Source organism: Paraburkholderia domus (genome assembly GCF_905220705.1).
In the GTDB taxonomy this organism is placed as follows: Bacteria; Pseudomonadota; Gammaproteobacteria; order Burkholderiales; family Burkholderiaceae; genus Paraburkholderia; species Paraburkholderia domus.
The window spans coordinates 23,122-46,378 of record NZ_CAJNAT010000045.1 but is presented as its reverse complement, the minus strand read 5'-3'; the positions used below and the strand labels follow the sequence as shown (position 1 = coordinate 46,378).

Sequence of the window (23,257 nt, the reverse complement as noted above, 5' to 3'; positions counted from 1 at the left end):
CGCAGCATCGCGGCGCTCAGACGCCGCGCGTCCGCGCTTGGTTTCCAGATCATTCCCGACACGAAAACGGCCTGAAAACCACCCGTACTTCCATGCGATGTTTCTCGAGAGATCGATACGCGTTCTTCGGCGAGCGCACGGCGCACCGCTTCCGGCGTGAAACGCGGTACGAGGCGCAACGTCGCGCCGGCGTGCAGGCTGCCGAGGCAAACCGACGCGAAGCCGTACACGTGCGAGATCGGCAGCACGGCGTACACGACATCGTCCGGCCCGACTTTGCGTAAGCGGCTGGAAACGGCCGCGATGAAGAGCAGATTGCGATGGGACAACATCACGCCTTTCGGCGCGCCTGTGGTTCCCGTGGTGTAGATCAGCGCGGCGCATTGACGGTCGTTGGCGGCTTCGACCGGTTCGGCTTTTGCGGTGGTGTCGATCGTGTACGACCACGCGCCGATGTCCGGCGTGACGGCAGGCGCTGTGACGGCTTGGTGCCGCTGCGCATGCTGTTGGGCATCCGTGGAGCTTTCAACCGCGTACGCGACCACGCGAGGCTGCGCGTGCGCGCGGATCGCGTCGAGTTCGGCGGCGGACAGGCGTGCATTCGACACCAGCGCCCACGCATCGAGCTTCGCGGTTGCGAACAACAGCACGATCTGCACGATGCTGTTCTCGGCCACGATCATCACGCGATCGCCGCCACGCACGCCCCATTCGCGCAGCAGCGCGGCGGCGGCATCCACGGCTTCCAGAAGTTGCGCATTGGTGAGGCGGCGCGCCTCCTCGATCAAGGCGACGTGCTGCGGATCGCGCGCGGCCGCGAGTGCCGGAATTTCGGCAATACGCGTGGGCAGGGCGGCCAGCAGCGCGGGAATGTCGATCGTGGAACGGGTGGATGAATCGAGGCTCAACGCTGTCTCCAATGTCGACCAGAGTTGGCGCTTTAGCGCCGTACTCTGGTCCCATGCAAAGCGGTCGACCAGAGTTGGCGCTTTAGCTGTCGATCAGAGTTCGCGCTTTAGCGCGTTACTCTGATCCCATGCAAAGCACGTACTCTGGTCCCATGCAACGTAGTTGCAAAGCTATTCGGTGCCCGGCTTGCTGTGCGCCGGAAGATTTGCGAACGATCGTGCCACAATCGCCCGACCCGCACAATTGGCCGTTCGGCAAATAGCCGTTGTGCAAACTCGCTATTACAATGCGCCGATGAGCAAATCCAGACACGTCTCCGAAACGCCTGCGACGCAGTTTCTGCGCCGTCATGGCGTCATTTTCGGCGAACATCCTTACGATTACGTCGAGCACGGCGGCACCGAGGAATCGGCGCGCCAGCTCGGTGTGGACGAACATCATGTCGTGAAGACCTTGGTGATGGAAGACGAGCACGCCAAGCCGCTGATCGTGCTGATGCACGGCGACCGCACTGTCAGCACCAAGAATCTGGCGCGGCAGATCGGCGCGAAACGCGTCGAGCCGTGCAAGCCCGAGGTGGCGAACCGGCACTCGGGCTATCTGATCGGCGGCACGTCGCCGTTCGGTACGAAGAAGCAGATGCCGGTGTACGTCGAGTCGAGCATCCTCGAGATGGACAAGATCTGGCTAAACGGCGGGCGGCGCGGTTTTCTTGTCAGCATCGAGCCGACGATATTGACCGGCTTGCTGACAGCGAAGCCGGTTCAATGCGCGAGCGTCGATTGACGTTTGCCTGAATGTCTTCCGGGCAGGTGGGTTCGGTAGAATGTGCGCCGCTTTGTTCCCTGTTGCGGTTGGGGTATCGAGTTTCAGACCGCCGATCCTTATAAGAGTCCCAGATGCAAAACCTGATCGTCGCTGTCGTTGCCTACCTGATCGGCTCGGTGTCGTTTGCCGTGATCGTGAGCGCCGCAATGGGGCTGGACGACCCACGCTCGTACGGCTCGGGTAACCCGGGCGCGACCAACGTGCTGCGCAGCGGCAGCAAGAAGGCCGCGATTCTCACCCTGATCGGCGACGCCTTCAAAGGATGGTTGCCAGTGTGGTTCGTCGTGCACTTCGGCGCGCGTTACGGCCTCGACGATACGTCGGTAGCGATTGCGTCCATTGCCGTGTTTCTCGGCCACCTGTATCCGATCTTCTTCCGCTTCAAGGGCGGCAAGGGCGTGGCGACCGCAGCGGGCGTGCTGATCGCGATCAACCCGATCCTCGGCATTGCCACCTTGTTGACGTGGTTGATCGTGGCGTTCTTCACCCGCTATTCTTCGCTGGCGGCATTGTCCGCGGCAGTGTTCGCACCGATCTTCGACGGCTTTCTGTTCGGGCCGCATATCATCGCGCTGGCGATCGTGGTGATGAGCTCGCTGCTGGTATGGCGCCACCGCGGCAACATCGCCAAGCTGATGCGCGGCCAGGAAAGCCGCATCGGCGCCAAGAAGAAAGCCGACGCAGCGGCTAGCGCGACGGGCGGTAACGAACCTTGAGCGAGGGCGGTGCGTAGCCCGAACGGGTGTTAGCCGGCGCGCCCTGGTTCGCTCAAGGCGCACGGCCTGTGCGATGGGGCGGGTGCTGCGCCTTAACGCATAGAATCGCCGGGTGCTGGGCCTTTAGGTGCCCCGTTTTGCCGAGCGTTCAACATGCGCCCAGCGCCGTGCCACAACGCACGCCCGCTGCCGGGCGTGATGCGTGTTCAGTCGCGGAAGTTGTTGAAGTCGAGCGGCGTGTCAGTCACGTCCTTGCGCAGCATTGCGATTACGCTTTGCAGATCGTCGCGCTTGCCGCCGGTGATGCGCACAGCGTCGCCCTGAATGCTCGCCTGGACCTTGATCTTGCTGTCCTTCACCAGACGTACGATTTTCTTCGACAGATCGCCGGACACGCCTTTCTTGATCTTGATGACCTGTTTGACCTTGTCGCCGCCGATCTTCTCGATCTTGCCGTAGTCGAGAAAACGCACGTCCACATTGCGCTTGGCCATTTTCGACAGCAGGACGTCTGTTACTTGGCCGAGCTTGAAATCGTCATCGGCGTAGGCCGTGATTTCGCTTTCCTTGTGCTCGACGCGCGCGTCCGACCCTTTGAAGTCGAAGCGGGTTGAAATTTCCTTGTTGGACTGCTCGATCGCGTTCTTGACTTCGATCATGTCTGCTTCGCAGACGACGTCAAACGATGGCATTGTTTTCTCCCAATAGTGCTGCGGTGCGTGGCGCGGCCGGTCGGCTGCTCACGGGGCACTCGCTATAATCACGAACCGGACGTCATTTTACCGACGCCACTCCCTTTTGCCTAAGGCCGCCGCGCATTGTCGCGCGGCTGGGGCCAGATGTCGTTTCGCACGTCGTTCCATTTTTCTCATTCTGATGTCCCAAACCGAATCTGCCGCGTTTATTGCCGGCTATCCGCTGAAGGCGCACAACACCTTCGGTTTTGATGTTCGCGCGCAGTTTGCTTGCCGGATCGAGCGCGAAGCGCAACTGATGGCTGCCGTGCGCGATCCGCGTACCGCCGGCTTGCCGCGGCTGGTGCTGGGCGGCGGCAGCAATGTCGTGCTGACTGGCGACTTCGCGGGACTGGTGCTGCTGGTGGCGCTGCAAGGCCGCCGCATCGTGCGCGAGGACGATGATGCATGGTACGTCGAAGCGGCAGCCGGTGAGCCGTGGCATGACTTTGTTGCATGGACTTTGGCGCAAGGGCTGCCTGGGCTGGAGAACCTCGCACTGATTCCGGGGACCGTTGGCGCGGCGCCGATCCAGAACATCGGCGCGTATGGGCTGGAGATGTGCGAGCGGTTTGCGTCGCTGCGGGCGGTGGAGCTGGAAACGGGCGCCGTAGTTGAACTCGATGCCAACGCCTGCCGATTCGGCTACCGTGATAGTTTTTTCAAGCGGGAAGGGCGTGACCGTTTCGTGATTACTTCGGTCACTTTTCGTTTGCCGAAGACATGGCAGCCGCGCGCCGGGTATGCGGATCTTGCACGTGAGTTGGCCGCGAGCGGCCACACCGACGCGCAACCGGACGCACAGGCGATTTTCGACGCGGTGGTCGCGGTGCGGCGCGCGAAGTTGCCGGATCCGCTTCAGCTTGGCAATGCGGGGAGTTTCTTCAAGAATCCGGTCGTGGAGGCGACGCAGTTCGAGGCGCTGAAGGTTCAGGAGCCCGAGGTCGTCGCTTACCCTCAACCGGACGGCCGGGTGAAGCTTGCGGCGGGCTGGTTGATCGACCGATGCGGCTGGAAAGGTCGCGCGATGGGCGCAGCGGGCGTGCATGAGCGGCAGGCGCTGGTGCTGGTCAATCGCGGTGGGGCGAGCGGCGCCGAGGTGTTGGCGCTCGCGAGAGCGGTTCAGCGGGATGTGCTGACGAGATTTGGGGTTGAGCTGGAAGCGGAGCCGGTTTGCTTGTGATCGCGTAAGTGGCTTGCAGCAATGAAAAAAGGCGCCGGGAGTTGCCTCCCGGCGCCTTTTTCGCATCTGCGCTTCAGTTTTGGCCGCGCCTTTCGGCGCTTAACTTCGCTACGCGAAGTTAGCCTTCACCGAAACGCACGTCGTCAGCTACGCTGACTTTGGCATTTTGGCTCCGGCCCGCGCCTTTCGGCGCTTAACTTCGCCGCGCGAAGTTAGCCTTCACCGAAACGCACGTCGTCAGCTGCGCTGACTTTGGCATTTTGGCTCCGGCCCGCGCCTTTCGGCGCTTAACTTCGCCGCGCGAAGTTAGCCTTCACCGAAACGCACGTCGTCAGCTGCGCTGACGACGTGCGTTTTCAGCAATCCGCATACGCAGCGCGTTCAGTTTGATGAACCCGCCAGCGTCAGCCTGGTTGTACGCACCGCCGTCGTCGTCGAACGTAGCGATGGTCTTGTCGAACAGCGTTTCCTTCGAATCGCGCGCGACAACCGACACGCTGCCCTTGTACAGCTTTACACGCACCCAGCCGTTGACCTTCTCTTGCGTGTGGTCGATCAGCACCTGGATTGCGCGGCGCTCCGGGCTCCACCAGTAGCCGTTGTAAATCAGCGAAGCGTAACGCGCCATTAGATCGTCTTTCAGGTGAGCCACTTCGCGGTCGAGCGTAATCGACTCGATACCGCGGTGCGCCTTCAGCATGATCGTGCCGCCAGGCGTTTCATAGCAGCCGCGCGACTTCATGCCGACGTAACGGTTTTCGACCAGATCCAGACGGCCGATGCCGTGCTTGCCGCCCAAACTGTTCAGCTCGGTCAGCATTTCAGCTGCCGACAGGCGCTTGCCATTGATCGCGACCGGATCGCCGTGTTCATATTCGATGTCGATGTACTCGGCCTGGTCGGGCGCCTGTTCCGGCGACACGGTCCAACGCCACATATCGGCTTCGGCTTCGGCCTTCGGGTCTTCCAGGTGACGGCCTTCGAACGAGATGTGTAGCAGGTTCGCGTCCATCGAATACGGCGCGCCGCCTTGCTTGTGCTTCATTTCGATCGGAATACCGGCCTTTTCGGCGTACGCGAGCAGCTTTTCGCGCGACAGCAGATCCCATTCACGCCACGGTGCGATCACCTTGATGCCCGGTTCCAGCGCGTAGTAACCGAGTTCGAAGCGAACCTGGTCGTTGCCCTTGCCGGTTGCGCCGTGCGAGACCGCTTGCGCGCCGGTTGCGCGGGCGATTTCGATCTGACGCTTGGCGATCAGCGGACGCGCGATCGACGTGCCCAGCAGGTACTCGCCTTCATAGATCGTGTTGGCGCGGAACATCGGGAACACGTAGTCGCGCACGAATTCTTCGCGCAGGTCTTCGATGAAGATGTTGTCCTGCTTGATGCCGAGTTGCAGGGCTTTCTTGCGCGCCGGTTCCAGCTCTTCGCCCTGGCCGATGTCGGCCGTAAACGTGACGACTTCGGCGTCGTAGTTGTCCTGCAACCACTTCAGGATGACGGAGGTGTCGAGGCCGCCCGAATAGGCGAGCACGACTTTCTTGATATCGCTCATGGTGAACTCGTAGCTGGAGAAAGCTGGAAAACAAGGCGCGCCGGCGGTTCCGGAGCGCGGAAAACCACTATTTTGACACTAAACCGCCGCTTGCCCGCGTTTTTGGGGCAGTGCGGTGGGTGAGCCGGCTCCGCTTGCAACCGTGGACGCCGGCTTGATGCGTGGCGCTAAACGTGGATGCCTTGCCTCGTATTCAAGGCCCCGTCGCGCTTCACGCAGGTGCTGCTTCAGGTGCTGAAGAACGGCTCGCTTAGTGATTCAGCTTGCCGAGCAGCAGATACTCCATCAACGCCTTTTGCACGTGCAGACGGTTTTCCGCTTCGTCCCACACGACGCTTTGCGGGCCGTCGATCACTTCGGCGCTGACTTCCTCGCCGCGGTGGGCGGGCAGACAGTGCATGAACAGGGCATCAGAATTGGCGCAGGCCATCATGTCAGCGTCTACGCACCAGTCTGCAAAGGCTTTCTTGCGGGCTTCGTTTTCGGCTTCGAAGCCCATGCTGGTCCACACATCCGTGGTAACCAGATCGGCGCCCGCACAGGCTTCGTTCGGATCGTCGAATTCCTGATAGAACGGTGCGCTTTCCGCAGCGACCATGGCGGGGTCGAGCTTGTAGCCCGGCGGTGTGGACAGGCGCAGCTTGAAACCGAGAATCTGGGCGGCTTCGATCCACGTGTACAGCATGTTGTTCGCGTCGCCGACCCACGCGACCGTCTTGTCGCGAATCGGACCGCGGTGCTCGAAGTACGTGAAGATGTCCGCCAGCACCTGGCACGGGTGATATTCGTTGGTCAGCCCGTTGATCACCGGTACGCGCGAATTTTCGGCAAAACGCTGGAGTATGTCCTGGCCGAACGTGCGGATCATGATGATGTCGACCATGCGCGAGATCACTTGCGCTGCGTCTTCGATCGGTTCGCCGCGGCCAAGCTGCGTGTCGCGCGTACTCATGAAGACGGCGTGGCCGCCCAGCTGGAAGATGCCGGCTTCGAACGACAGGCGCGTGCGCGTCGAGTTTTTCTCGAAGATCATCGCTAGCGTGCGGTCGTGCAGCGGGTGGTAGGTCTCGTAGTTCTTGAATTTACGCTTCAGAATGCGCGCGCGTTCCAGCACGTACTCGTAGTCTTCCAGCGAGAAATCCTTGAACTGCAGGTAGTGGCGAATTTTCTTGGCGGTCATGAAACAAATACGGCGGTCTCACCCGGCAGGATTGCCGGACGGCGCCGCCGTCGTTTGTGGTAACTCAATGCAGCATAAAGGATTTCGCCCCGTTTGACGAGTCGGCCAAAAGGCCAGGCATGCTGTCTGAAAGCCTTTCGCAACCCTCAAACGAGGCTTGTGTGCGCTGCGGAAAAAGGTCCGCTGCGCTATAATCTACCGGTTATCCCTAAGCCCAGCAGGCTGGTATTGAGCTTGCGGGACACGGCTCGCGCGCGCCAGAAAGTTTCCTCGCGGTGCGCCGTCACGATGAGCGCCGAGGCGGCTTGTCCGGCCTTTCGCCATGCAGGCGTGGTCGACGTGTTCAGGTATCCCAAAGCCGCGTTGCATTCAGCTTTGCCGTCATCCCTCTGGGCAGTCACACAGGTATTCCTACATGGCCGAAGCAGCTCCAACCGAATATTTCATTCAGGGCATCACGTCGACTGGGAAAAAATTCCGGCCGAGCGACTGGTCGGAGCGGCTCGCAGGCGTGATGTCATGCTTCGGTCCCAGGGCGGGCGGCAGGGGGCCGAACGCTTACCTGCAATACTCGTTGTATGTCCGGCCCACTCTGATCGGCGACCTCAAATGTGTGATTCTCGATTCGCGCTTGCGCGATATCGAGCCGATGGCCTTCGATTTCGTCCTGAACTTTGCGAAAGACAATGACCTCCTCGTGACCGAGGCTTGCGACTTGCAACTTGAGCACGCTACGCCGCAAGCCAAAAGGCACGTGCTGTAACGCGAGCCAGCCGTCGGATCGGCAAAGGTAAAAAACCCGCAAGCAGCGGGTTTTTTTATGGCTGAGGTCAAGGCCTCGGTGGGCGGCCCGTCAACTACGAGCGCGACGCGACAGCGCGGATCTGTCGGCGCCAAGCAAAAAAGCCCGCCGAAGCGAGCCTTTCTGTTGCAGCGGAAACAGGAGGTAGCCCACCGAAGCGGGCTGACCGAATTTACTGCGCTGCGGGCGCTTGCAGACCCTTGAGGGCTGCAGCGAGACGGCTCTTGTTGCGAGCGGCCTTGTTCTTGTGAACGATTTTCTTGTCGGCGATGATGTCGATAGTCTTCGACGATGCCTGGAAGATTTCGAGGGCCTTAGCCTTGTCGCCGGCTTCGATTGCCTTGCGGACAGCCTTGATAGCCGTGCGGAACTTCGAGCGCAGTGCCGAGTTGTGCGAGTTAGCCTTGGCGGCCTGGCGGGCGCGCTTGCGTGCTTGTGCGGTGTTAGCCATGACGGTTCCTTATCCTGTTCCTGTTTCCAGTACCTGACCTTCAAGTGGTAGGTGCTGCTTTTAGATCGAACTCCTGGAAGCGATTGCCCAAGAGCGCAAAAGTGTCGAAATAATTCGAAAAAATCGATCGGACTACGCGAAGGCGGGCCCGTGTTCCGGTGTGTTTCGAGGCTGGTTGGCGCCTCAATATGGCTTGCGCGCTGCTCGAGCGGCGCCTGCCTACTGCGTGCCCGAACCTAGTCCAAAAACCCGTCCGAAAATTGAGCGAGCTTCGAAACCGGCGATTATAGCAACAAAATCAGGCACGTGACAACGGGGAATCGCCAATCCTGATGTGGCGGGTTACCGTGCATCGCGCTGAATTCTGTAAGTTTCCACGGTTCGCGAGGGTCCGGGCGCCGTCGCGACGGGCGGGCGGCCGACGAGCGTGCGGCTCGCGAAACCTAGGGCAAGCAACAAAAAAAGCCCGATCCGCTCATCCGACCGAACGTCTGCGTCACAAATCGGTCCGATTCGCGTTCCGGCTCGTCGTCCGCACCTGCGGCACCCGTATAATAAGCGCCCCATGAATCTATTCCGAGCCCTGCTGACGGTCAGCGGCTTCACGCTGCTGTCGCGCGTGACCGGACTGGCCCGCGAAACGCTGATCGCACGCGCGTTCGGTGCCAGTCAATATACTGACGCGTTTTACGTCGCCTTCCGCATTCCGAACCTGCTGCGTCGCATTTCCGCTGAGGGTGCGTTCTCACAGGCCTTCGTGCCGATCCTCGCCGAATTCAAAAACCAGCAAGGACACGACGCCACCAAGGCGCTCGTCGACGCCACCTCGACCGTACTTGCCTGGGCGCTCGCGATTCTCTCGCTGATCGGCGTGGTGGGGGCGTCGGGCGTGGTGTTCATCGTCGCGTCGGGGCTCGCGCATGAGGGCCAGGCGTACGCGCTCGCGGTCACGATGACGCGCATCATGTTCCCGTACATCATTTTCATCTCGTTGACGTCGCTGGCGTCCGGCGTGCTGAATACGTACAAGAACTTTTCGCTGCCGGCGTTCGCGCCGGTCCTGCTGAACGTCGCCTTCATCTTTGCTGCAGTGTTTGTCGCGCCGCGCCTGCAAACGCCGGTTTATGCGCTCGCGTGGGCGGTGATTGCCGGCGGTGTGTTGCAATTCATCGTGCAACTGCCGGGTCTGAAGAAGATCGACATGCTGCCGCGCATCGGCCTGAATCCGCTGAAGGCGCTCGCGCACCGCGGCGTAAAGCGGGTGCTGTCGAAGATGGTGCCGGCGATGTTCGCCGTGTCGGTCGCGCAGATCAGCCTGATCATCAACACCAATATCGCGTCGCGCATCGGTCCGGGCGCCGTCTCCTGGATCAACTACGCTGACCGGCTGATGGAGTTCCCGACCGCGCTGCTCGGCGTCGCACTCGGCACGATCCTGCTGCCGAGCCTGTCGAAAGCGCACGTCGACGCCGATCCGCACGAGTATTCGTCGCTGCTCGACTGGGGTTTGCGCGTCACCTTCCTGCTGGCCGCGCCGAGCGCCGTCGCGCTGTTCTTCTTCGCCCAGCCGCTCACCGCAACGCTGTTTCACTACGGCAAGTTCGACGGCAACTCGGTGGTCATGGTTGGCCGTGCTCTGTCTGCCTACGGTATCGGCCTGATCGGCCTGATTCTCATCAAGATCCTTGCGCCCGGTTTTTACGCGAAGCAGGACATCAAGACGCCGGTGAAGATCGGCGTCGGCGTGCTGATCGTCACACAGCTGAGCAATTACGTGTTCGTGCCGATTTTCGCGCATGCGGGCCTCACGCTGAGCGTCGGGCTTGGCGCTTGCGTCAATGCGCTGTTCCTGTTTCTCGGTCTACGCAAGCGCGGTATCTATATGCCGTCGAAAGGCTGGCTGAAGTTCTTCGTGCAGTTGCTCGGCGCCTGTCTGGTTTTGGCCGGCACGATGCATTGGCTGGCGATCAGTTTCGACTGGATCGGCATGCATAGCCGGCCGGTCGACCGCATCGTGTTGCTGGGGGCGTGCCTCGTTCTGTTCGCCGCGTTATATTTCGGTATGCTTTGGCTGATGGGCTTCAAGTACGCGTATTTCAAAAGGCGAGTGAAGTGATCACGATGACGCGAGTTCTCGACTATTTCAGCACGCTGGTTGCCGAAGATGACAGCCTGCCGCTGACCGAGGCGGCGCTCTCGCTCGCGCAGGACGCTTATCCCGATCTCGATTTGCAAGGCACGTTGGCCGAGATCGACGAGTTGGTCGTGCGTTTGCAGCGCCGCATGCCGGACGATGCCGACATCAGGCAGAAGGTCGGCATTCTGAACCGGTTCTTCTTCCGCGAGCTGGGTTTCGCCAGCAACCTCAACGATTATTACGATCCCGACAACAGCCATCTGAATGTGGTGCTCAAGCGGCGCCGCGGCATTCCGATTTCGCTGGCGGTGCTGTATCTGGAGATGGCCGAGCAGATCGGTATTCCAGTGCGCGGCGTGTCGTTTCCGGGCCACTTCCTGTTGCGTGTAACGACGCCGGACGGCGACGTGATGCTCGATCCGACCAGCGGGCATTCGCTGTCCGAATCGCAGATGGTGGAAATGCTGGAGCCGTATGTGGCGTCGGCGGGCGAGTCGGTGAGCAGGGCGCTGCGCATGTTGCTGCAACCGGCCACGCGCCGCGAGATCATTGCTCGCATGCTGCGCAATCTGAAGTCCACTTATCTTCAGACGGAACGCTGGCAGCGTCTGTTGGCGGTGCAACAGCGTCTTGTGATCCTGTTGCCGGACAGTATCGAGGAGGTGCGCGATCGCGGTTTCGCCTACGCACGGCTCGATTACCTGCGTCCGGCGCTCGAGGATCTCGAACGATATCTCGGCGATCGGCCAGACGCGGAAGACGCGACGGTGGTGGAGTCGCAGTTGCATGAACTGCGTCAGCGTACCCAGTACGACGATCGCGACTAAGAATGCTTGCCGACCTGCCGGTCAAAACAGAACGCCTGCGCATGACGCATGCGCAGGCGTTTTTCATTGGCGCGGCCGCGTAAAGCGGCGCGCTGGACGCATCCTTACTTTGGCTGCATCCGGATCGCGCCGTCAAGGCGAATCACTTCGCCGTTGAGCATCGGATTGTCGAAGATTTGCTTGGCCAGCATCGCGTACTCTGCCGGTTTGCCGAGGCGCGGCGGGAACGGCACCATCGCGCCGAGCGCATCCTGCACTTCCTGCGGCATGCCGAGCAGCATCGGCGTTTCGAAGATGCCCGGTGCAATCGTCATCACACGAATTGCGTTGCGCGACAGGTCGCGTGCGATCGGCAACGTCATGCCGACCACGCCGCTCTTGGACGCAGCATAAGCGGCCTGACCGATCTGGCCGTCAAACGCAGCCACGGATGCCGTGTTGATGATCACACCGCGCTCGCCATTCGCATTCGGTTCGTTCTTCGACATGGCTGCGGCGGCGAGCCGGATCATGTTGAAGGTGCCGATCAAATTGATGGAGATGGTGCGCGCGAACGAGTCGAGCGGATGCGGGCCGTCTTTGCCGACCGTCTTGATGGCGGGCGCAACGCCCGCGCAGTTGACGAGGCCGCGCAGCGTGCCGAGCTTCGTGGCGGCTTCGACTGCTTGCGTGGCGTCGTCTTCGCGGCTCACGTCGCATTTGACGAACACGCCGCCGAGTTCTTTCGCGAGTGCCTCACCGGCATCCTGATTCAGATCGGCCAGCACCACCTTGCCGCCGTTCTCGACGAAAAGGCGCGCTGTGGCCGCGCCGAGGCCCGATGCACCGCCGGTGATCAGGAATACGTTGTCACGAATCTCCATGTCTGCTCCTTTGCTTCAGTTCAGTAATGTCTCGATCGAATATCTTTTCGATGATCGATTGTAACGGCTATGCTGCAATGCGGAAAGCGAAGTGGCGGGTGGGGTGGGCGACTGGCAGGAGCCCCTGCCGAAGACCCCATCGCGCCGCCAAACTGCTACGGATGGCTAATTAATGCGGTGCGTGGCGAGGCGTGGCGGCCGACGGAGATCGGGGAAGAGCGCACGCCACGCGGCGCGCAATTGAAAAACCCGCCGGAATAGGCGGGTTTTTTCAACCGACAAACGCAGACGCGAGATTATTTCAACGCATCGAACGCGCGGTTGCGAATTTCGTCGACCGAGCCGAGGCCCGAAATGCGGCGATATTGCGGCGCCTTCAGCGAGGTCGACGGATCGCCGTTTTGCGCCCAGTTGTTGTAGTACTCGACCAGCGGCTTGGTTTGCGCAACGTACACGTCGAGGCGCTTCTTGACCGTTTCTTCCTTATCGTCGTCGCGCTGGATCAGCGGTTCGCCCGTCACGTCGTCGATACCTTCGACTTTCGGCGGGTTGAACTTGACGTGATACGTACGGCCCGACGCCGCGTGCGAGCGGCGGCCGCTCATGCGCACGATGATCTCGTCGAACGGCACGTCGATTTCCAGCACGTAGTCGATCGCGACGCCCGCCTGCTTCATGGCTTCAGCTTGCGGAATGGTGCGCGGAAAACCGTCGAACAGATAACCGTTCGCGCAATCACACTCTTGCAGGCGTTCCTTCACCAGGTTGATGATCAGCTCGTCCGTGACCAGTTCGCCGGCATCCATGAAGCGCTTGGCTTCGAGGCCGAGCGGCGTGCCTGCCTTAACGGCGGCGCGCAGCATGTCACCGGTGGAAATTTGCGGAATGCCGAACTTTTCCTTGATGAAAGTTGCCTGAGTGCCCTTACCCGCGCCGGGCGCACCCAAAAGGATCAAACGCATGTGATATCTCCAGATCTATGTGAATTCTTTGGTGGCGCTGCAGCCATCCCGCGATTCGTCGAGGGACCCGCGTCGGCTGCCGTTTCGAGTCTCGCGCAGCACGTCGAAAACGACGGCGCTGCAAGACGACAACGGCGCGACCGGGGCAAACCCTGACTCTCGCATTTAACGGGAGGCGCGCACAACCGTCCGATTATGCCATGGGTTTTTACGCTCAAGACCCGAATAAGGCCTGCACGCGCGCGAGATCGGCAGGTGTGTCGACGCCGGGCAGCGGCGCATTCTGAGTGACGAGCACCGCGATTCGCTCGCCGTGCCACATCGCGCGCAGTTGTTCGAGCGCTTCAACCTGCTCGATCGGCGAGATCGCAAGACTCGGATACGTGCGCAGGAATTGGGCGCGATACGCGTACAGGCCGATATGCCGATGGACGACTGCGGGGGCCGGTGGCGTGGGCATCGACGCCACGTTGGGCCAATGCGGCTGATACGCGTCGCGTGCCCAGGGAATCGGCGCGCGCGAGAAGTACAGCGCGACGCCGCGCGCGTCGAGCACAACTTTGACGACGTTCGGATTGAAAATTTCCGCGGGGTCGGTGATCGGATGCGCGGCGGTGGCGATCGCGCAGCCGTGGCTCGAAGCAAGGTGCGACGCCACGCCACACACGAGCGCCGGGTCGATCAGCGGCTCGTCGCCCTGAACGTTCACCACGATCGTTTCGTCACTCCAGCCGAACTGCGCCGCCACTTCCGCGAGACGGTCGGTGCCCGACGGATGGTCGGCGCGTGTCAGCACGGCTTCGAAGCCGTGCTCGCGGGCCACATCCAGCACCGCTTGCGCGTCGGAGGCGATCAGCACGTGTTGCGCGCCCGATTCGCGTGCGCGTTCGGCGACCCGCACCACCATCGGCTTGCCGCCGATGTCGGCGAGCGGCTTGTTGGGCAGACGCGTCGAGGCGAGCCGGGCCGGCACGACGGCGACGAACGGGGGAGTAGTGGCGTTAGCGTTGGTCATCGGAAGGACTGGCGGCGATGCAACCGGAAGAAAGTGCTCGCAAGTGCACTGCGGGCGCTGATGGGAAAGACGGCAAATGCGGATGGCAAATGCGGGTCAGACACGCGGGCGGCGCCGAATGTCTGATCGGCACGCGCCCCGCGTCAAGCAAAGCTGACTCAGGCGACGGAGCCCGGATTCAGATCGACCGGCGTGCCTTCCACGGTCTGCCGCGCTTCGTCGACCAGCATCACGGGAATGCCGTCGCGAATCGGATAGGCAAGCTTGTCCGCGTTGCAGATCAGTTCCTGCGCAGAACGGTCGTAGCTGAGCGGGCCCTTGCAGATCGGGCAGACGAGAATTTCAAGCAGGCGAGCGTCCACGGACTTTCTCCACAACTAATGCAATGAGGCGATGATCGAGCGCGGCTTCGACAGGGACAACCCAGATGCGCGCGTCGTGCCAGGACCCTAATTTTACCGCATCCTTTTCGGTTATCAGGATGGCGTCCGCGTCGGCATCCGCAAAAGGATTGCGCTCGAACGCGTAGTGATCCGGCAAGGCGCGGGTGGCGGGCGTGAGACCGGCTGCGCGCAGCGTTGCGAAAAAACGCTCCGGCGCGCCGATGCCGGCCGCAGCCAGCACACGCTCGCCGCTGAACTGCGCAAGCGGACGGCGCAGTCCGGGGTTGTCGAGATGCCAGGCGTCGGCGGGCGCGAGTTGCAGCGCGAACGTGTTCGGCCAGGGGGGCAGCGTGCGGGCGTACGGGTCGTTGATCAGCGTCGCGTCGCGGCGGCGCGACAGCGGCTCGCGCAGCGGGCCGGCCGGCAGCAGAAAACCATTGCCCCCGAGCCGGTGATCGAAGACCACGAGTTCGGCGTCGCGGGCGAGGCGGTAGTGCTGCAGGCCGTCGTCGCTGACGATCACGTCGACGTCGCGATGCGCGGCGCACAGTGCCTGCGCTGCCGCGACACGATCCGGGCAGACCCACACCGGTGCGCCGGTGCGCCGCGCGATCAGCAGCGGTTCGTCGCCGCCGACGCTCGCCGCCGACGTCGCGAGGACCGGCGTCGGCCCCTTGACGCGCGCGCCATAGCCGCGCGACACCACGCCGGGCTTAAAGCCGGCGGCGCGCAAGGCTTCGACCAGCGCGATGACGGTCGGCGTCTTGCCGGTCCCGCCGACGGTCACATTGCCGACCACGACCACTGGCACGCCAATCCGCACGGCTTTCAGCCAGCCGAACGAGAAGGCGGCGCGGCGGGCGGCGGCAATCGCGCCGAACACGCACGCGAAGGGCGTCAGCGCCCACGCAAACGGGCCGCGTTGTTGCCACTCGCGCGCAAGGCGTGCTTCGAGACGGTTGTTCAGTTCGCTCATCGGCGAGCCGCGAGGACGGGCGACAGGGGCCGGGACGGCGGCGTGGAAGCGCCAGGTGCAATACGCGGTGCAAGCATCAACGCGGTTCTCCGGACAATCGAAAAGTGAAGCGAAAAATGAAGCAGCGGCTGCATCCATGCGCTCGCGCAGTGTGCCGCCAATATGCCTTGATGGCGAGCGTTGCGGGGCGTTCGGCATGCCGTCGAACCCGCCACTCTAGCGCGCGTGCGTCCCGCCCGGCAAGTCGCGCGCCTCGTATAGCGCGGCGAGACGGCGCTTCGAACGGATCCTGCAGCCTGTGGATAACTTTGTGGAGAACCTGCCGGTCGACGGGCTGAGAGGGCCGCGCGGAGCGCTCCGTATCGGCAATCGTTCTCTTTAATGAGATATAAACAGCATATAAATCAACGACATGCTTCCAATTTGCGCAGCCTGGCGGGCGATCTGGCGGCATTCGTCTAAAGGGTCCCGACATGTGGACACTTTTAACAATTCCTCTGCTGCGCTGGACGCCGATGGCTACTCGGTCTATCGTCTGTCCGGCCAGTCACCGATATTCCTCGCATGAATCCCGAAAGCCCTTTTTCCTCGTCGGCTACACCCGGCGGTGAAGTTGTCGTCCCCGTTTCCGCGCTCAACCGTGCGATTGGCACGATGCTCGAACGCTCGTTTCCGCTCGTCTGGGTGGCCGGGGAAGTGTCGAACTTCACGCGTGCCGCGAGCGGCCATTGGTATTTCTCGATCAAGGACGCTCAGGCGCAGATGCGCTGCGTGATGTTCCGCGGTCGCGCGCAGTACGCCGAGTTCACGCCGCGTGAAGGCGATCGCATCGAAGTGCGCGCGCTGGTGACAATGTACGAGCCGCGCGGCGAACTGCAACTCAACGTCGAAGCGGTGCGCCGCACGGGGCAGGGGCGTCTTTACGAGGCCTTTCTCAAGCTGAAGGCGCAGCTCGAAGCCGAGGGTCTCTTTGCCGCCGAACGCAAACGCGCTTTGCCGGCCCACCCGCGTGCGATCGGCATCGTGACGTCGCTGCAGGCCGCGGCATTGCGTGACGTCTTGACCACCTTGTCGCGTCGCGCGCCGCACATTCCGGTGATCGTCTATCCGGCGCCGGTGCAGGGCGCGGGCGTCAGCGCGAAGCTGGCTGCGATGGTCGACGCCGCCAACGCGCGGCGCGAGGTCGACGTGCTGATCGTGTGCCGCGGCGGCGGCTCGATTGAAGACCTGTGGGCGTTCAACGAAGAAGTACTCGCGCGTGCGATTGCTGAAAGCGCCATCCCGGTGGTGAGCGGGGTAGGTCACGAAACCGATTTCACGATCGCCGACTTTGCCGCCGATGTGCGCGCCCCGACGCCCACCGGCGCCGCCGAACTCGTCAGCCCGCAGCGCGTGCTGTTGCTGCGCGAGCTCGATCATCGGCACGCCACGCTCGCACGCGGCTTCGGCCGCATGATGGAGCGGCGTGCCCAACAACTCGACTGGCTTGCGCGCCGGCTCGTGTCGCCGGCCGAGCGGCTTGCGCGGCAGCGCACGCACCTGCAGCAATTGAGCGTGCGGCTGGCGTCGGCCGGTGCGCGTCCCGTGCGTGACGCCCGAGCGCGGTTTTCTCTGCTGCAGATGCGCTGGCAGCGCTGGCGCCCTGATCTCGCCGCGCATCAGGCGAAGCTCGGCACGCTCTCGCAGCGTCTGGATGCTGCATTGTTACGCCAGCATGAACGTCAGTCTGCGCGGATCGACACGCTGGCCGCCCGGCTCGAGGTGCTGAGTCCGCAGCGCACGCTGGAGCGTGGCTATGCTGCCGTGCTCGATGCGCAGAGCGGCCGCGCGGTGCGTGCGCCGTCGTCGCTGAAACCGGGGCGGCGCCTCACGGTGCATCTTGCTGAAGGGGCCGCGGACATTGCTCTCGCCGATGTGCAACCGCGCTTGACCGACGGTTTCTGACACTTCGCCGACAGCACGCCAAGGCGTATTTTTGACTTCCGCATGGGCCGGGCACGACCCGTGCGAAAGCACTAATTACGCGCTGTGTGCGGCATGTTCGCCGATGCCGGACATAAAGTCCGTTGGTTTGCGGGGTTATTCCAACTCGCCTACAATCCAGTGCTCTACAGCGTTATCCGCAGACTCCCCCACAACAGATACAGACAGAAGGAAAGCACCATGGAACATACGCTCCCGCCGCTGCCGTTTGCAAAAAATGCACTCGTTCCGAACATGTCGGAAGAGACGCTCGAGTATCACTACGGCAAGCACCACCAGACCTATGTGACCAACCTGAACAATCTGATCAAGGGCACGGAGTTCGAGAACCTGTCGCTGGAAGAGATCGTCAAGAAGGCATCGGGCGGTGTTTTCAATAACGCGGCTCAAGTGTGGAACCACACGTTCTTCTGGAACAGCCTGTCGCCGCAAGGTGGCGGTGCACCGACCGGCGCACTGGCTGACGCGATCAACGCCAAGTGGGGTTCGTTCGACAAGTTCAAGGAAGAATTCGCCAAGACCGCAATCGGCACGTTCGGTTCTGGCTGGGCATGGCTGGTGAAGAAGGCTGACGGTTCGCTCGACCTGGTGTCGACGAGCAACGCAGCTACGCCGCTGACCACGGACGCAAAGGCGCTGCTGACGATCGACGTGTGGGAACACGCGTACTACATCGACTACCGCAATGCGCGTCCGAAGTTCGTTGAAGCGTACTGGAACATCGTCAACTGGGAATTCGCGTCGAAGAATTTCGCGTGAGATTGCTGGTTGTAGCGTGACGATATAGTTCGGATTTCAAACAAAATTGAACATCCGAACTGATTGCTGTAATGAAGTCTGGAAACGGTAGTAAAAAAGAAAGCCCTCCATCGCGAGGGCTTTCTGTTTTTTGTGTATCTATTATTGGCGATATTTACTGGCAGGCTTTCCCGTGATCGGCGTGGAAACCCTTTGCCTTTGCATCCGCTTCAGTCAGGTAAGCACCATTCTTCGTCTTGCCGTAGTACTTGTCGGTCGGGCAATGGTAGACCTTGGTGCTCGTGTTAACCCAGACCTGGCCGGGGCCGCCGCCGGCTGCCGCCGGTTTTGCGCTGCTCGCGGCGGCCGGAGCGACAGCGGGGGCCGCGGCAGGTGTCGCAGCGGGAGCGCTGGCGGCCCCCGCTGTGGCACCCGATGCGCCGTACCAGGTCTTCACACCCTTATGACCCGCGCAAGCGCCCTTTTTCGAAGCGCCCGAATAGGACGTACCGTCCTTGCAGAGGGCGGTTGATCCGGCCGGCGCGCTCGCCGGGACCTGTGCATAGCCAGCAGTCGCAACGAGCAATCCGGTCGCCACTGCCATGGAAAGAAACGGTATTTTCATCGCTGATCCTGTAGGTGTGAGACGAAGTGGTGTCGATCAGTGTCGCGCGCCCGCACGGCACTGATTGATATAACGCGACGCACGCGCGTTCCGCTGACAGGGTCAGGCGCGCAATATTGTCAAACGTCGCAAAATCAGACCGGCAGTCGCGATTTCACAGTCGACTTCCCGCGCAGCAGCCAATCCACCAGACGGTGCGAACGTCCGGCTGCCATCTCAAGCATCGTTCTATATAACCGATCAATTCGTTCTATATTCCGCGTTGGAATATAGAACCGGCCATCGCGATAATTACTCATCTTTCCGGTCACTGAAATATCGAGAGCGCGATGTCAACCCCGCTAGAACCCCATGTTTTAACCGGCAGCAGGCATCCGGTCGAATTCAGCACGTTGGCTTGGGTTCGAATCCATGCGCCAGGCGTTGTCCTCTGCATTGCCGTCACATTGGCCGCTTTCGGGTTGCAACTGGTTGAGCAACGGTTGTTCGGGCGCGCCTGGCTGGAAGCGTTGGTCCTCGCCATTCTCGTTGGAACAGCTGTACGAAGTGTCTGGAAGCCAGCCCCTCACTGGCACGCCGGGATCAATTTCAGCGCCAAGACGTTGCTTGAAATTGCCGTGGTCCTGCTGGGCGCCTCGCTCAGCACTCAGACACTCAAAGCAGCTGGGCTGGGACTGCTGGCAGGTATCGTGGTTGTCGTCGGCGTGGTCATCGTGGTCAGCTACGGCATCGGACGCCTCCTTGGTTTGCATCACCGGATGGCCTTGCTGGTCGCATGCGGCAACTCGATCTGCGGCAACTCGGCGATCGCCGCCGTTGCTCCGGTGATTCGGGCGCATGGCGATGACGTGGCCGCGTCGATTGCCTTTACCGCGGTGCTTGGCGTGATCGTCGTGCTCGGACTGCCGCTGCTGGTTCCCGTGCTGCACCTCAGCAACCTGCAATACGGCGTGCTGGCCGGAATGACGGTCTACGCGGTGCCGCAGGTGCTTGCTGCAACGGTCCCTGTTTCGGCGGTCAGCGCCAATCTCGGAACGCTGGTCAAACTGGTCCGTGTGCTGATGCTCGGTCCCGTGATCCTTGTCCTGTCAATCGGTTCGCGTCGTGGTGCAGGTGCTGCTGCATTGCACGGTGTGTCGAAGGGCCCGCGTCTTGCTTGGCATAAAGTCTTGCCCTGGTTCATTATTGGCTTCCTGGCGCTGGTTGCCCTCCGTTCGGCCAACCTCGTTCCGACGGAAGCGTTACCGCCCATCAACAGCACGGCGAACATATTGACGATTATTTCGATGGCGGCACTTGGTTTGGGCGTCGATGTGCGAATGGTCGCCAAAGCCGGCCCTCGTGTGACACTCGCGGTGGTGTTGTCGATCGTCGCGCTCGCGCTGATCAGTCTTGTGCTGATCCACGTGCTGGGCATGGCGTAAAAAGGCTCGAAATCCGCTAAAAACCATGACGCTTGATCAACTTCGAATCTTTGTGGCGGTGGCGGAGCAACAGCATGTGACGCGTGCGGCCGACGTACTGGCGCTTTCGCAATCGGCGGTGAGCAGCTCGATCGCCGCCCTCGAAGCGCAGTACGACATCAAGCTGTTCCACCGAATTCGCCGGAATATTGTGCTGACTGACGCCGGCCAGCAGTTTCTCGACGAAGCGCGCGCGGTGCTCGCCCGTGCCTCGTCGGCCGGGAACGTGCTGGCCGATCTCGCTGGATTGCGGCGCGGTGCGCTATCGCTTGCAGCGAGTCAGACGGTAGCCAACTACTGGATACCGAAGGTGATGCAGCGCTTCCATGCGGCCTACCCCGGCATTTCGCTCAAGCTCTCGATTACGAATACCGGACAAGTCGTCCGGCAGGTCGCCGAGGGTGCCGTCGATCTAGGTTTCGTGGAAGACCAGGTGGACACCGACGGTCTCGAAGTGCGCGCCGTTGCCCAGGATGAACTGGTGCTGGTGGTCGCCCCCAGCCATCCTTGGGCCGGCCGCGATTCGACGGCGACCGATTTGATTGACTTGCGCGAGAGCGCCTGGGTGCTGCGTGAACAGGAATCGGGTACGCGGGGGATCTTCGAAAAGATGGTGCGAAGCCTGGGGGGCGATCCCGCCGGGTTCGAGATCGCGCTGGAGCTTCCGTCGAACGAAGCGGTACGTTCCGCGGTCGAGGCCGGCGCTGGCGCGACTGTGATGTCCCGTCTGGTCGCCGCTTCCTCACTCAATGCCGGGACGCTGATAGCGCTCAGTTGGCCTCTGCCGTCGCGGGATTTCCTGATGCTGCGTCATCAGCAGCGCTATGTGACGGAAGCCATGCGCGTCTTCTTCGAGATGGCGTCGGAATGGGGCAGTCTTGAATCGCCGGCAAGGATGGCGAATCAAGGCGCGTGAACTGGCCGCTGCAATGAGGTTTGGGAGCGGTGGGAAAGCAGAAAGCTCTCGTTCGCGAGGGCTTTCTGCTTTCCAGTGTCCGGAGAGTTCGGGACAGACAGATGTCGGTTGAATCACTCGTGCGCTCGCATTTTCGCACCCACGACATTTCGAAAAACAACAAGGAGATACAGGCATGACTAACCAGAATGCGCGCCGCAGTGCGTTAAAGACATTTGGCCTGGCTGCCGGTACCGCGCTGCTGAGCGCCACCGGGCAGTCGCAAGCAATGGCAGCCGACACGGCACCATTGCTGCCCGGAGGGGCAGGCAATCTGGCCGAATTGACTAAGCGATTGGCCGCAGCCCCGAGGCGGCGCGACTTCAAAACGGTACCCATGATTCTCGAGCGTCCTGACCAATGGGATCATGAGGCGCTGTCTGCCGTCATCGGGTATCGAGGCAGTCCGAAACAGGTTTGGGACAACACCGACCTTGGCGGACCATGGCTGAACCTGATGCGTAATGCGTTGAATGCGCAGATCTGGTCGTACAAGCATCCGGATTTTCTCGTTGTATCGGCAACGCACGGGTCGGCCCATTTGTCCTTGTTCGACCAGTCAGCGTGGGACAAGTACGGTCTCGCGAAAATGAGCGGCGACAAGTTTGCGGCCAATACGTTGCTCGGCAGCAAACCGGCGGAAGCGATGGGTAACGGCGATCATGAAAGCGCCGACGGTGCCTTTTCGTCGCACGACAACAGTATTTCAGCGTTGCTGAAAAGAGGGGCGGTCTTTCTGTCGTGTCACAACGCCATTTGGGAACTGGCGGAGAAACTGCTCGCCGCCAACGCGAATCCGGACAAGTTGCCGCTGGACGCGCTTGCAGCCGATCTGACCAACCATATCATCCCGAGTGCGATCGTCACGCCCGGCGCGGTGGCGACCTTGGTCGAACTCCAACAGGTCGGCTTTCACTACGCCAGTTAAGGAGCAACCATGGCACACATTTGCGCTCAAAACCCGTTGCATGGGTTTCGACGGTTTTTGCGGTTAATGCTTGCGGTCTCGCTGTCTTGCGCTGCTGGTCTTGCGTGTGCGTCAGCAGCTCCGCCGGAGGCTGACGTCTTTCCGCCGTGGCAGCAGGGAGAAAATAACGACGCGCTCGATCGAGGGCTCGAATTCACCGTCCCGCAGGTCGACGTGCTGGCCGATTTTCACGGCAACCTGTCTTCGCCCAAGCTCGTGCTGTTCGTTGGGGGAAACTATTTCTTCGCGATGGCGCCGCTTGTTGCGCAGTTCGAGAAGGACAACCCTGAGTATCGCGGGCGGATCTTCTGGGAAACTATTCCACCCGGTTTGCTGGTCAAGCAGATGAAGGCCGGCGGCACGATCACGGTCGGCAATATGACATGGACGGTCAAGCCTGATGCCTATTTCGCCGGTTTGGCGAAGGTTAAAGACCTCATCGCGGACGGCACGCTATCGGGCCCCGCCGTTCCCTACGTAACGAATCAGCTGACGATCATGGTTCGTCGAGACAATCCTCAGCACGTCACGTCGCTCAAAGATCTGGCGCGACCCGAGTTGCGGCTCGCCATGCCCAATCCGGAGTTTGAAGGCGTGTCGCGACAGATCAAGGCATCGCTGGTGAAAGCCGGTGGCGACGCGCTCGCCAAAGCGGTCTATGAGGATAAGGTGCGGGCCGGATCGACTGAGCTGACCCATATACATCACCGGCAAACCGCGCTTTTTCTGATGCAGGATCGCGCCGATGCCGGCGTGGTCTGGAAATCCGAGGCCCTGTTCCAGGAGCAGATCGGGCATCCTCTTGCTCATGTCGACATTCCCGACAATGAAAACACGACCGCGATCTATGCCGGCGCGTTGGTCAACGGTGCAGCGCATCCGCAAGCGGCTCGCAAATGGCTCGCCTTTATTCACTCGCCCGCCGCGTTTCAGATTTTCGAGCGATACGGCTTCGGCAAGTACGAACCGGCGTTGAGTTCGACCGTTCAATGACGCGCTGTT

23 protein-coding genes are annotated in these 23,257 nt (G+C 61.6%); 12 read left to right on the top strand and 11 right to left on the bottom strand.

Annotated elements, in window-relative coordinates; genetic code table 11:
- The coding region (locus KHO31_RS36690) for a class I adenylate-forming enzyme family protein (RefSeq protein WP_201140558.1) at positions 1-908 on the bottom strand (908 nt) is incomplete at its 3' end.
- 295 nt (positions 909-1,203) lie between these two features.
- Here KHO31_RS36690 and ybaK point away from each other — a divergent pair.
- Together ybaK and plsY are read left to right on the top strand one after the other, a co-directional pair.
- Positions 1,204-1,695 (top strand): Cys-tRNA(Pro) deacylase, encoded by a 492-nt coding sequence (gene ybaK / locus KHO31_RS36685; protein WP_201070925.1) that lies wholly within the window; start codon positions 1,204-1,206, stop codon positions 1,693-1,695.
- Positions 1,696-1,808: 113 nt separating this feature from the next.
- Positions 1,809-2,453, top strand: coding sequence for a glycerol-3-phosphate 1-O-acyltransferase PlsY (plsY, locus tag KHO31_RS36680; RefSeq protein ID WP_201084734.1), 645 nt, complete (start codon positions 1,809-1,811; stop codon positions 2,451-2,453).
- A 206-nt stretch (positions 2,454-2,659) separates the two neighbouring features.
- Here the strand turns inward: plsY and KHO31_RS36675 are convergent, their stop codons facing one another.
- Complete coding sequence (locus KHO31_RS36675; protein WP_201070919.1) at positions 2,660-3,145, bottom strand: YajQ family cyclic di-GMP-binding protein; 486 nt, start codon at positions 3,143-3,145, stop codon at positions 2,660-2,662.
- Positions 3,146-3,329: 184 nt separating this feature from the next.
- Between KHO31_RS36675 and murB the strand changes: the two genes are divergently transcribed.
- Positions 3,330-4,370, top strand: a complete 1,041-nt coding sequence (gene murB / locus KHO31_RS36670) for a UDP-N-acetylmuramate dehydrogenase (RefSeq protein ID WP_201070916.1) — start codon at positions 3,330-3,332, stop codon at positions 4,368-4,370.
- Positions 4,371-4,701: 331 nt separating this feature from the next.
- Here murB and KHO31_RS36665 read toward each other — a convergent pair whose 3' ends face one another.
- Both KHO31_RS36665 and argF read right to left on the bottom strand, forming a co-directional pair.
- Positions 4,702-5,928, bottom strand: coding sequence for an argininosuccinate synthase (locus tag KHO31_RS36665; protein WP_201070913.1), 1,227 nt, complete (start codon positions 5,926-5,928; stop codon positions 4,702-4,704).
- A gap of 250 nt (positions 5,929-6,178) precedes the next feature.
- The gene (gene argF / locus KHO31_RS36660) at positions 6,179-7,108 is read right to left on the bottom strand and encodes an ornithine carbamoyltransferase (RefSeq protein WP_159004249.1); all 930 of its coding nucleotides are present in this window, start codon (positions 7,106-7,108) and stop codon (positions 6,179-6,181) included.
- 415 nt (positions 7,109-7,523) lie between these two features.
- Here argF and KHO31_RS36655 point away from each other — a divergent pair, with 415 nt between their 5' ends.
- Positions 7,524-7,871: a DUF3579 domain-containing protein gene (locus tag KHO31_RS36655; RefSeq protein WP_201070908.1), complete on the top strand. Its 348-nt coding sequence runs from the start codon at positions 7,524-7,526 to the stop codon at positions 7,869-7,871.
- Positions 7,872-8,082: 211 nt separating this feature from the next.
- On the opposite strand, the gene rpsT is transcribed toward KHO31_RS36655, so the two are convergent.
- Complete coding sequence (gene rpsT / locus KHO31_RS36650) at positions 8,083-8,361, bottom strand: 30S ribosomal protein S20 (protein WP_201070905.1); 279 nt, start codon at positions 8,359-8,361, stop codon at positions 8,083-8,085.
- Positions 8,362-8,926: 565 nt separating this feature from the next.
- On the opposite strand from rpsT, the gene murJ reads away from it, so the two are divergent.
- Both murJ and KHO31_RS36640 read left to right on the top strand, forming a co-directional pair.
- Entirely contained in the window at positions 8,927-10,477 is a 1,551-nt protein-coding gene (gene murJ, locus KHO31_RS36645) for a murein biosynthesis integral membrane protein MurJ (protein WP_201070903.1), read from the top strand.
- 5 nt (positions 10,478-10,482) lie between these two features.
- Positions 10,483-11,325, top strand: coding sequence for a SirB1 family protein (locus tag KHO31_RS36640; protein WP_201070900.1), 843 nt, complete (start codon positions 10,483-10,485; stop codon positions 11,323-11,325).
- Positions 11,326-11,429: 104 nt separating this feature from the next.
- Here KHO31_RS36640 and KHO31_RS36635 read toward each other — a convergent pair whose 3' ends face one another.
- The 5 genes from KHO31_RS36635 to lpxK all read right to left on the bottom strand — a co-directional run bounded on the left by KHO31_RS36635 (position 11,430) and on the right by lpxK (position 15,524).
- Entirely contained in the window at positions 11,430-12,188 is a 759-nt protein-coding gene (locus tag KHO31_RS36635; RefSeq protein ID WP_201070897.1) for a 3-hydroxyacyl-CoA dehydrogenase, read from the bottom strand.
- A gap of 296 nt (positions 12,189-12,484) precedes the next feature.
- Complete coding sequence (gene adk / locus KHO31_RS36630) at positions 12,485-13,150, bottom strand: adenylate kinase (protein ID WP_201070894.1); 666 nt, start codon at positions 13,148-13,150, stop codon at positions 12,485-12,487.
- Positions 13,151-13,364: 214 nt separating this feature from the next.
- Positions 13,365-14,165 carry a 3-deoxy-manno-octulosonate cytidylyltransferase gene (gene kdsB / locus KHO31_RS36625; protein WP_201070893.1) on the bottom strand — a complete coding sequence of 267 codons (801 nt, stop codon included), beginning with the start codon at positions 14,163-14,165 and terminating at the stop codon, positions 13,365-13,367.
- Between the two features lie 158 nt (positions 14,166-14,323).
- The gene (locus tag KHO31_RS36620; RefSeq protein ID WP_006050060.1) at positions 14,324-14,527 is read right to left on the bottom strand and encodes a Trm112 family protein; all 204 of its coding nucleotides are present in this window, start codon (positions 14,525-14,527) and stop codon (positions 14,324-14,326) included.
- Positions 14,508-15,524 carry a tetraacyldisaccharide 4'-kinase gene (lpxK, locus tag KHO31_RS36615; protein WP_201070891.1) on the bottom strand — a complete coding sequence of 339 codons (1,017 nt, stop codon included), beginning with the start codon at positions 15,522-15,524 and terminating at the stop codon, positions 14,508-14,510. The genes KHO31_RS36620 and lpxK overlap by 20 nt, the downstream gene beginning before the upstream one ends.
- 564 nt (positions 15,525-16,088) lie before the next feature.
- On the opposite strand from lpxK, the gene xseA reads away from it, so the two are divergent.
- Together xseA and sodB are read left to right on the top strand one after the other, a co-directional pair.
- Positions 16,089-17,468, top strand: a complete 1,380-nt coding sequence (xseA, locus tag KHO31_RS36610) for an exodeoxyribonuclease VII large subunit (RefSeq protein ID WP_201070889.1) — start codon at positions 16,089-16,091, stop codon at positions 17,466-17,468.
- Positions 17,469-17,687: 219 nt separating this feature from the next.
- Positions 17,688-18,266: a superoxide dismutase gene (sodB, locus tag KHO31_RS36605; RefSeq protein WP_201070886.1), complete on the top strand. Its 579-nt coding sequence runs from the start codon at positions 17,688-17,690 to the stop codon at positions 18,264-18,266.
- 154 nt (positions 18,267-18,420) lie between these two features.
- Here sodB and KHO31_RS36600 read toward each other — a convergent pair whose 3' ends face one another.
- The gene (locus KHO31_RS36600; RefSeq protein ID WP_201084732.1) at positions 18,421-18,870 is read right to left on the bottom strand and encodes a DUF3761 domain-containing protein; all 450 of its coding nucleotides are present in this window, start codon (positions 18,868-18,870) and stop codon (positions 18,421-18,423) included.
- A gap of 329 nt (positions 18,871-19,199) precedes the next feature.
- Here KHO31_RS36600 and KHO31_RS36595 point away from each other — a divergent pair, with 329 nt between their 5' ends.
- The 4 genes from KHO31_RS36595 (at position 19,200) to KHO31_RS36580 (ending at position 23,248) form a co-directional block, all read left to right on the top strand.
- Positions 19,200-20,294, top strand: a complete 1,095-nt coding sequence (locus tag KHO31_RS36595; RefSeq protein WP_201070881.1) for a YeiH family protein — start codon at positions 19,200-19,202, stop codon at positions 20,292-20,294.
- Positions 20,295-20,319: 25 nt separating this feature from the next.
- Entirely contained in the window at positions 20,320-21,249 is a 930-nt protein-coding gene (locus tag KHO31_RS36590; protein WP_201070878.1) for a LysR substrate-binding domain-containing protein, read from the top strand.
- A gap of 175 nt (positions 21,250-21,424) precedes the next feature.
- Entirely contained in the window at positions 21,425-22,216 is a 792-nt protein-coding gene (gene tetH, locus KHO31_RS36585; protein ID WP_211625724.1) for a thiosulfate dehydrogenase, read from the top strand.
- Positions 22,217-22,225: 9 nt separating this feature from the next.
- A complete protein-coding gene (locus tag KHO31_RS36580; protein WP_201121941.1) occupies positions 22,226-23,248 on the top strand; it encodes a substrate-binding domain-containing protein in 1,023 nt (340 codons plus the stop codon).
- The last annotated feature ends 9 nt before the right edge of the window (positions 23,249-23,257 follow it).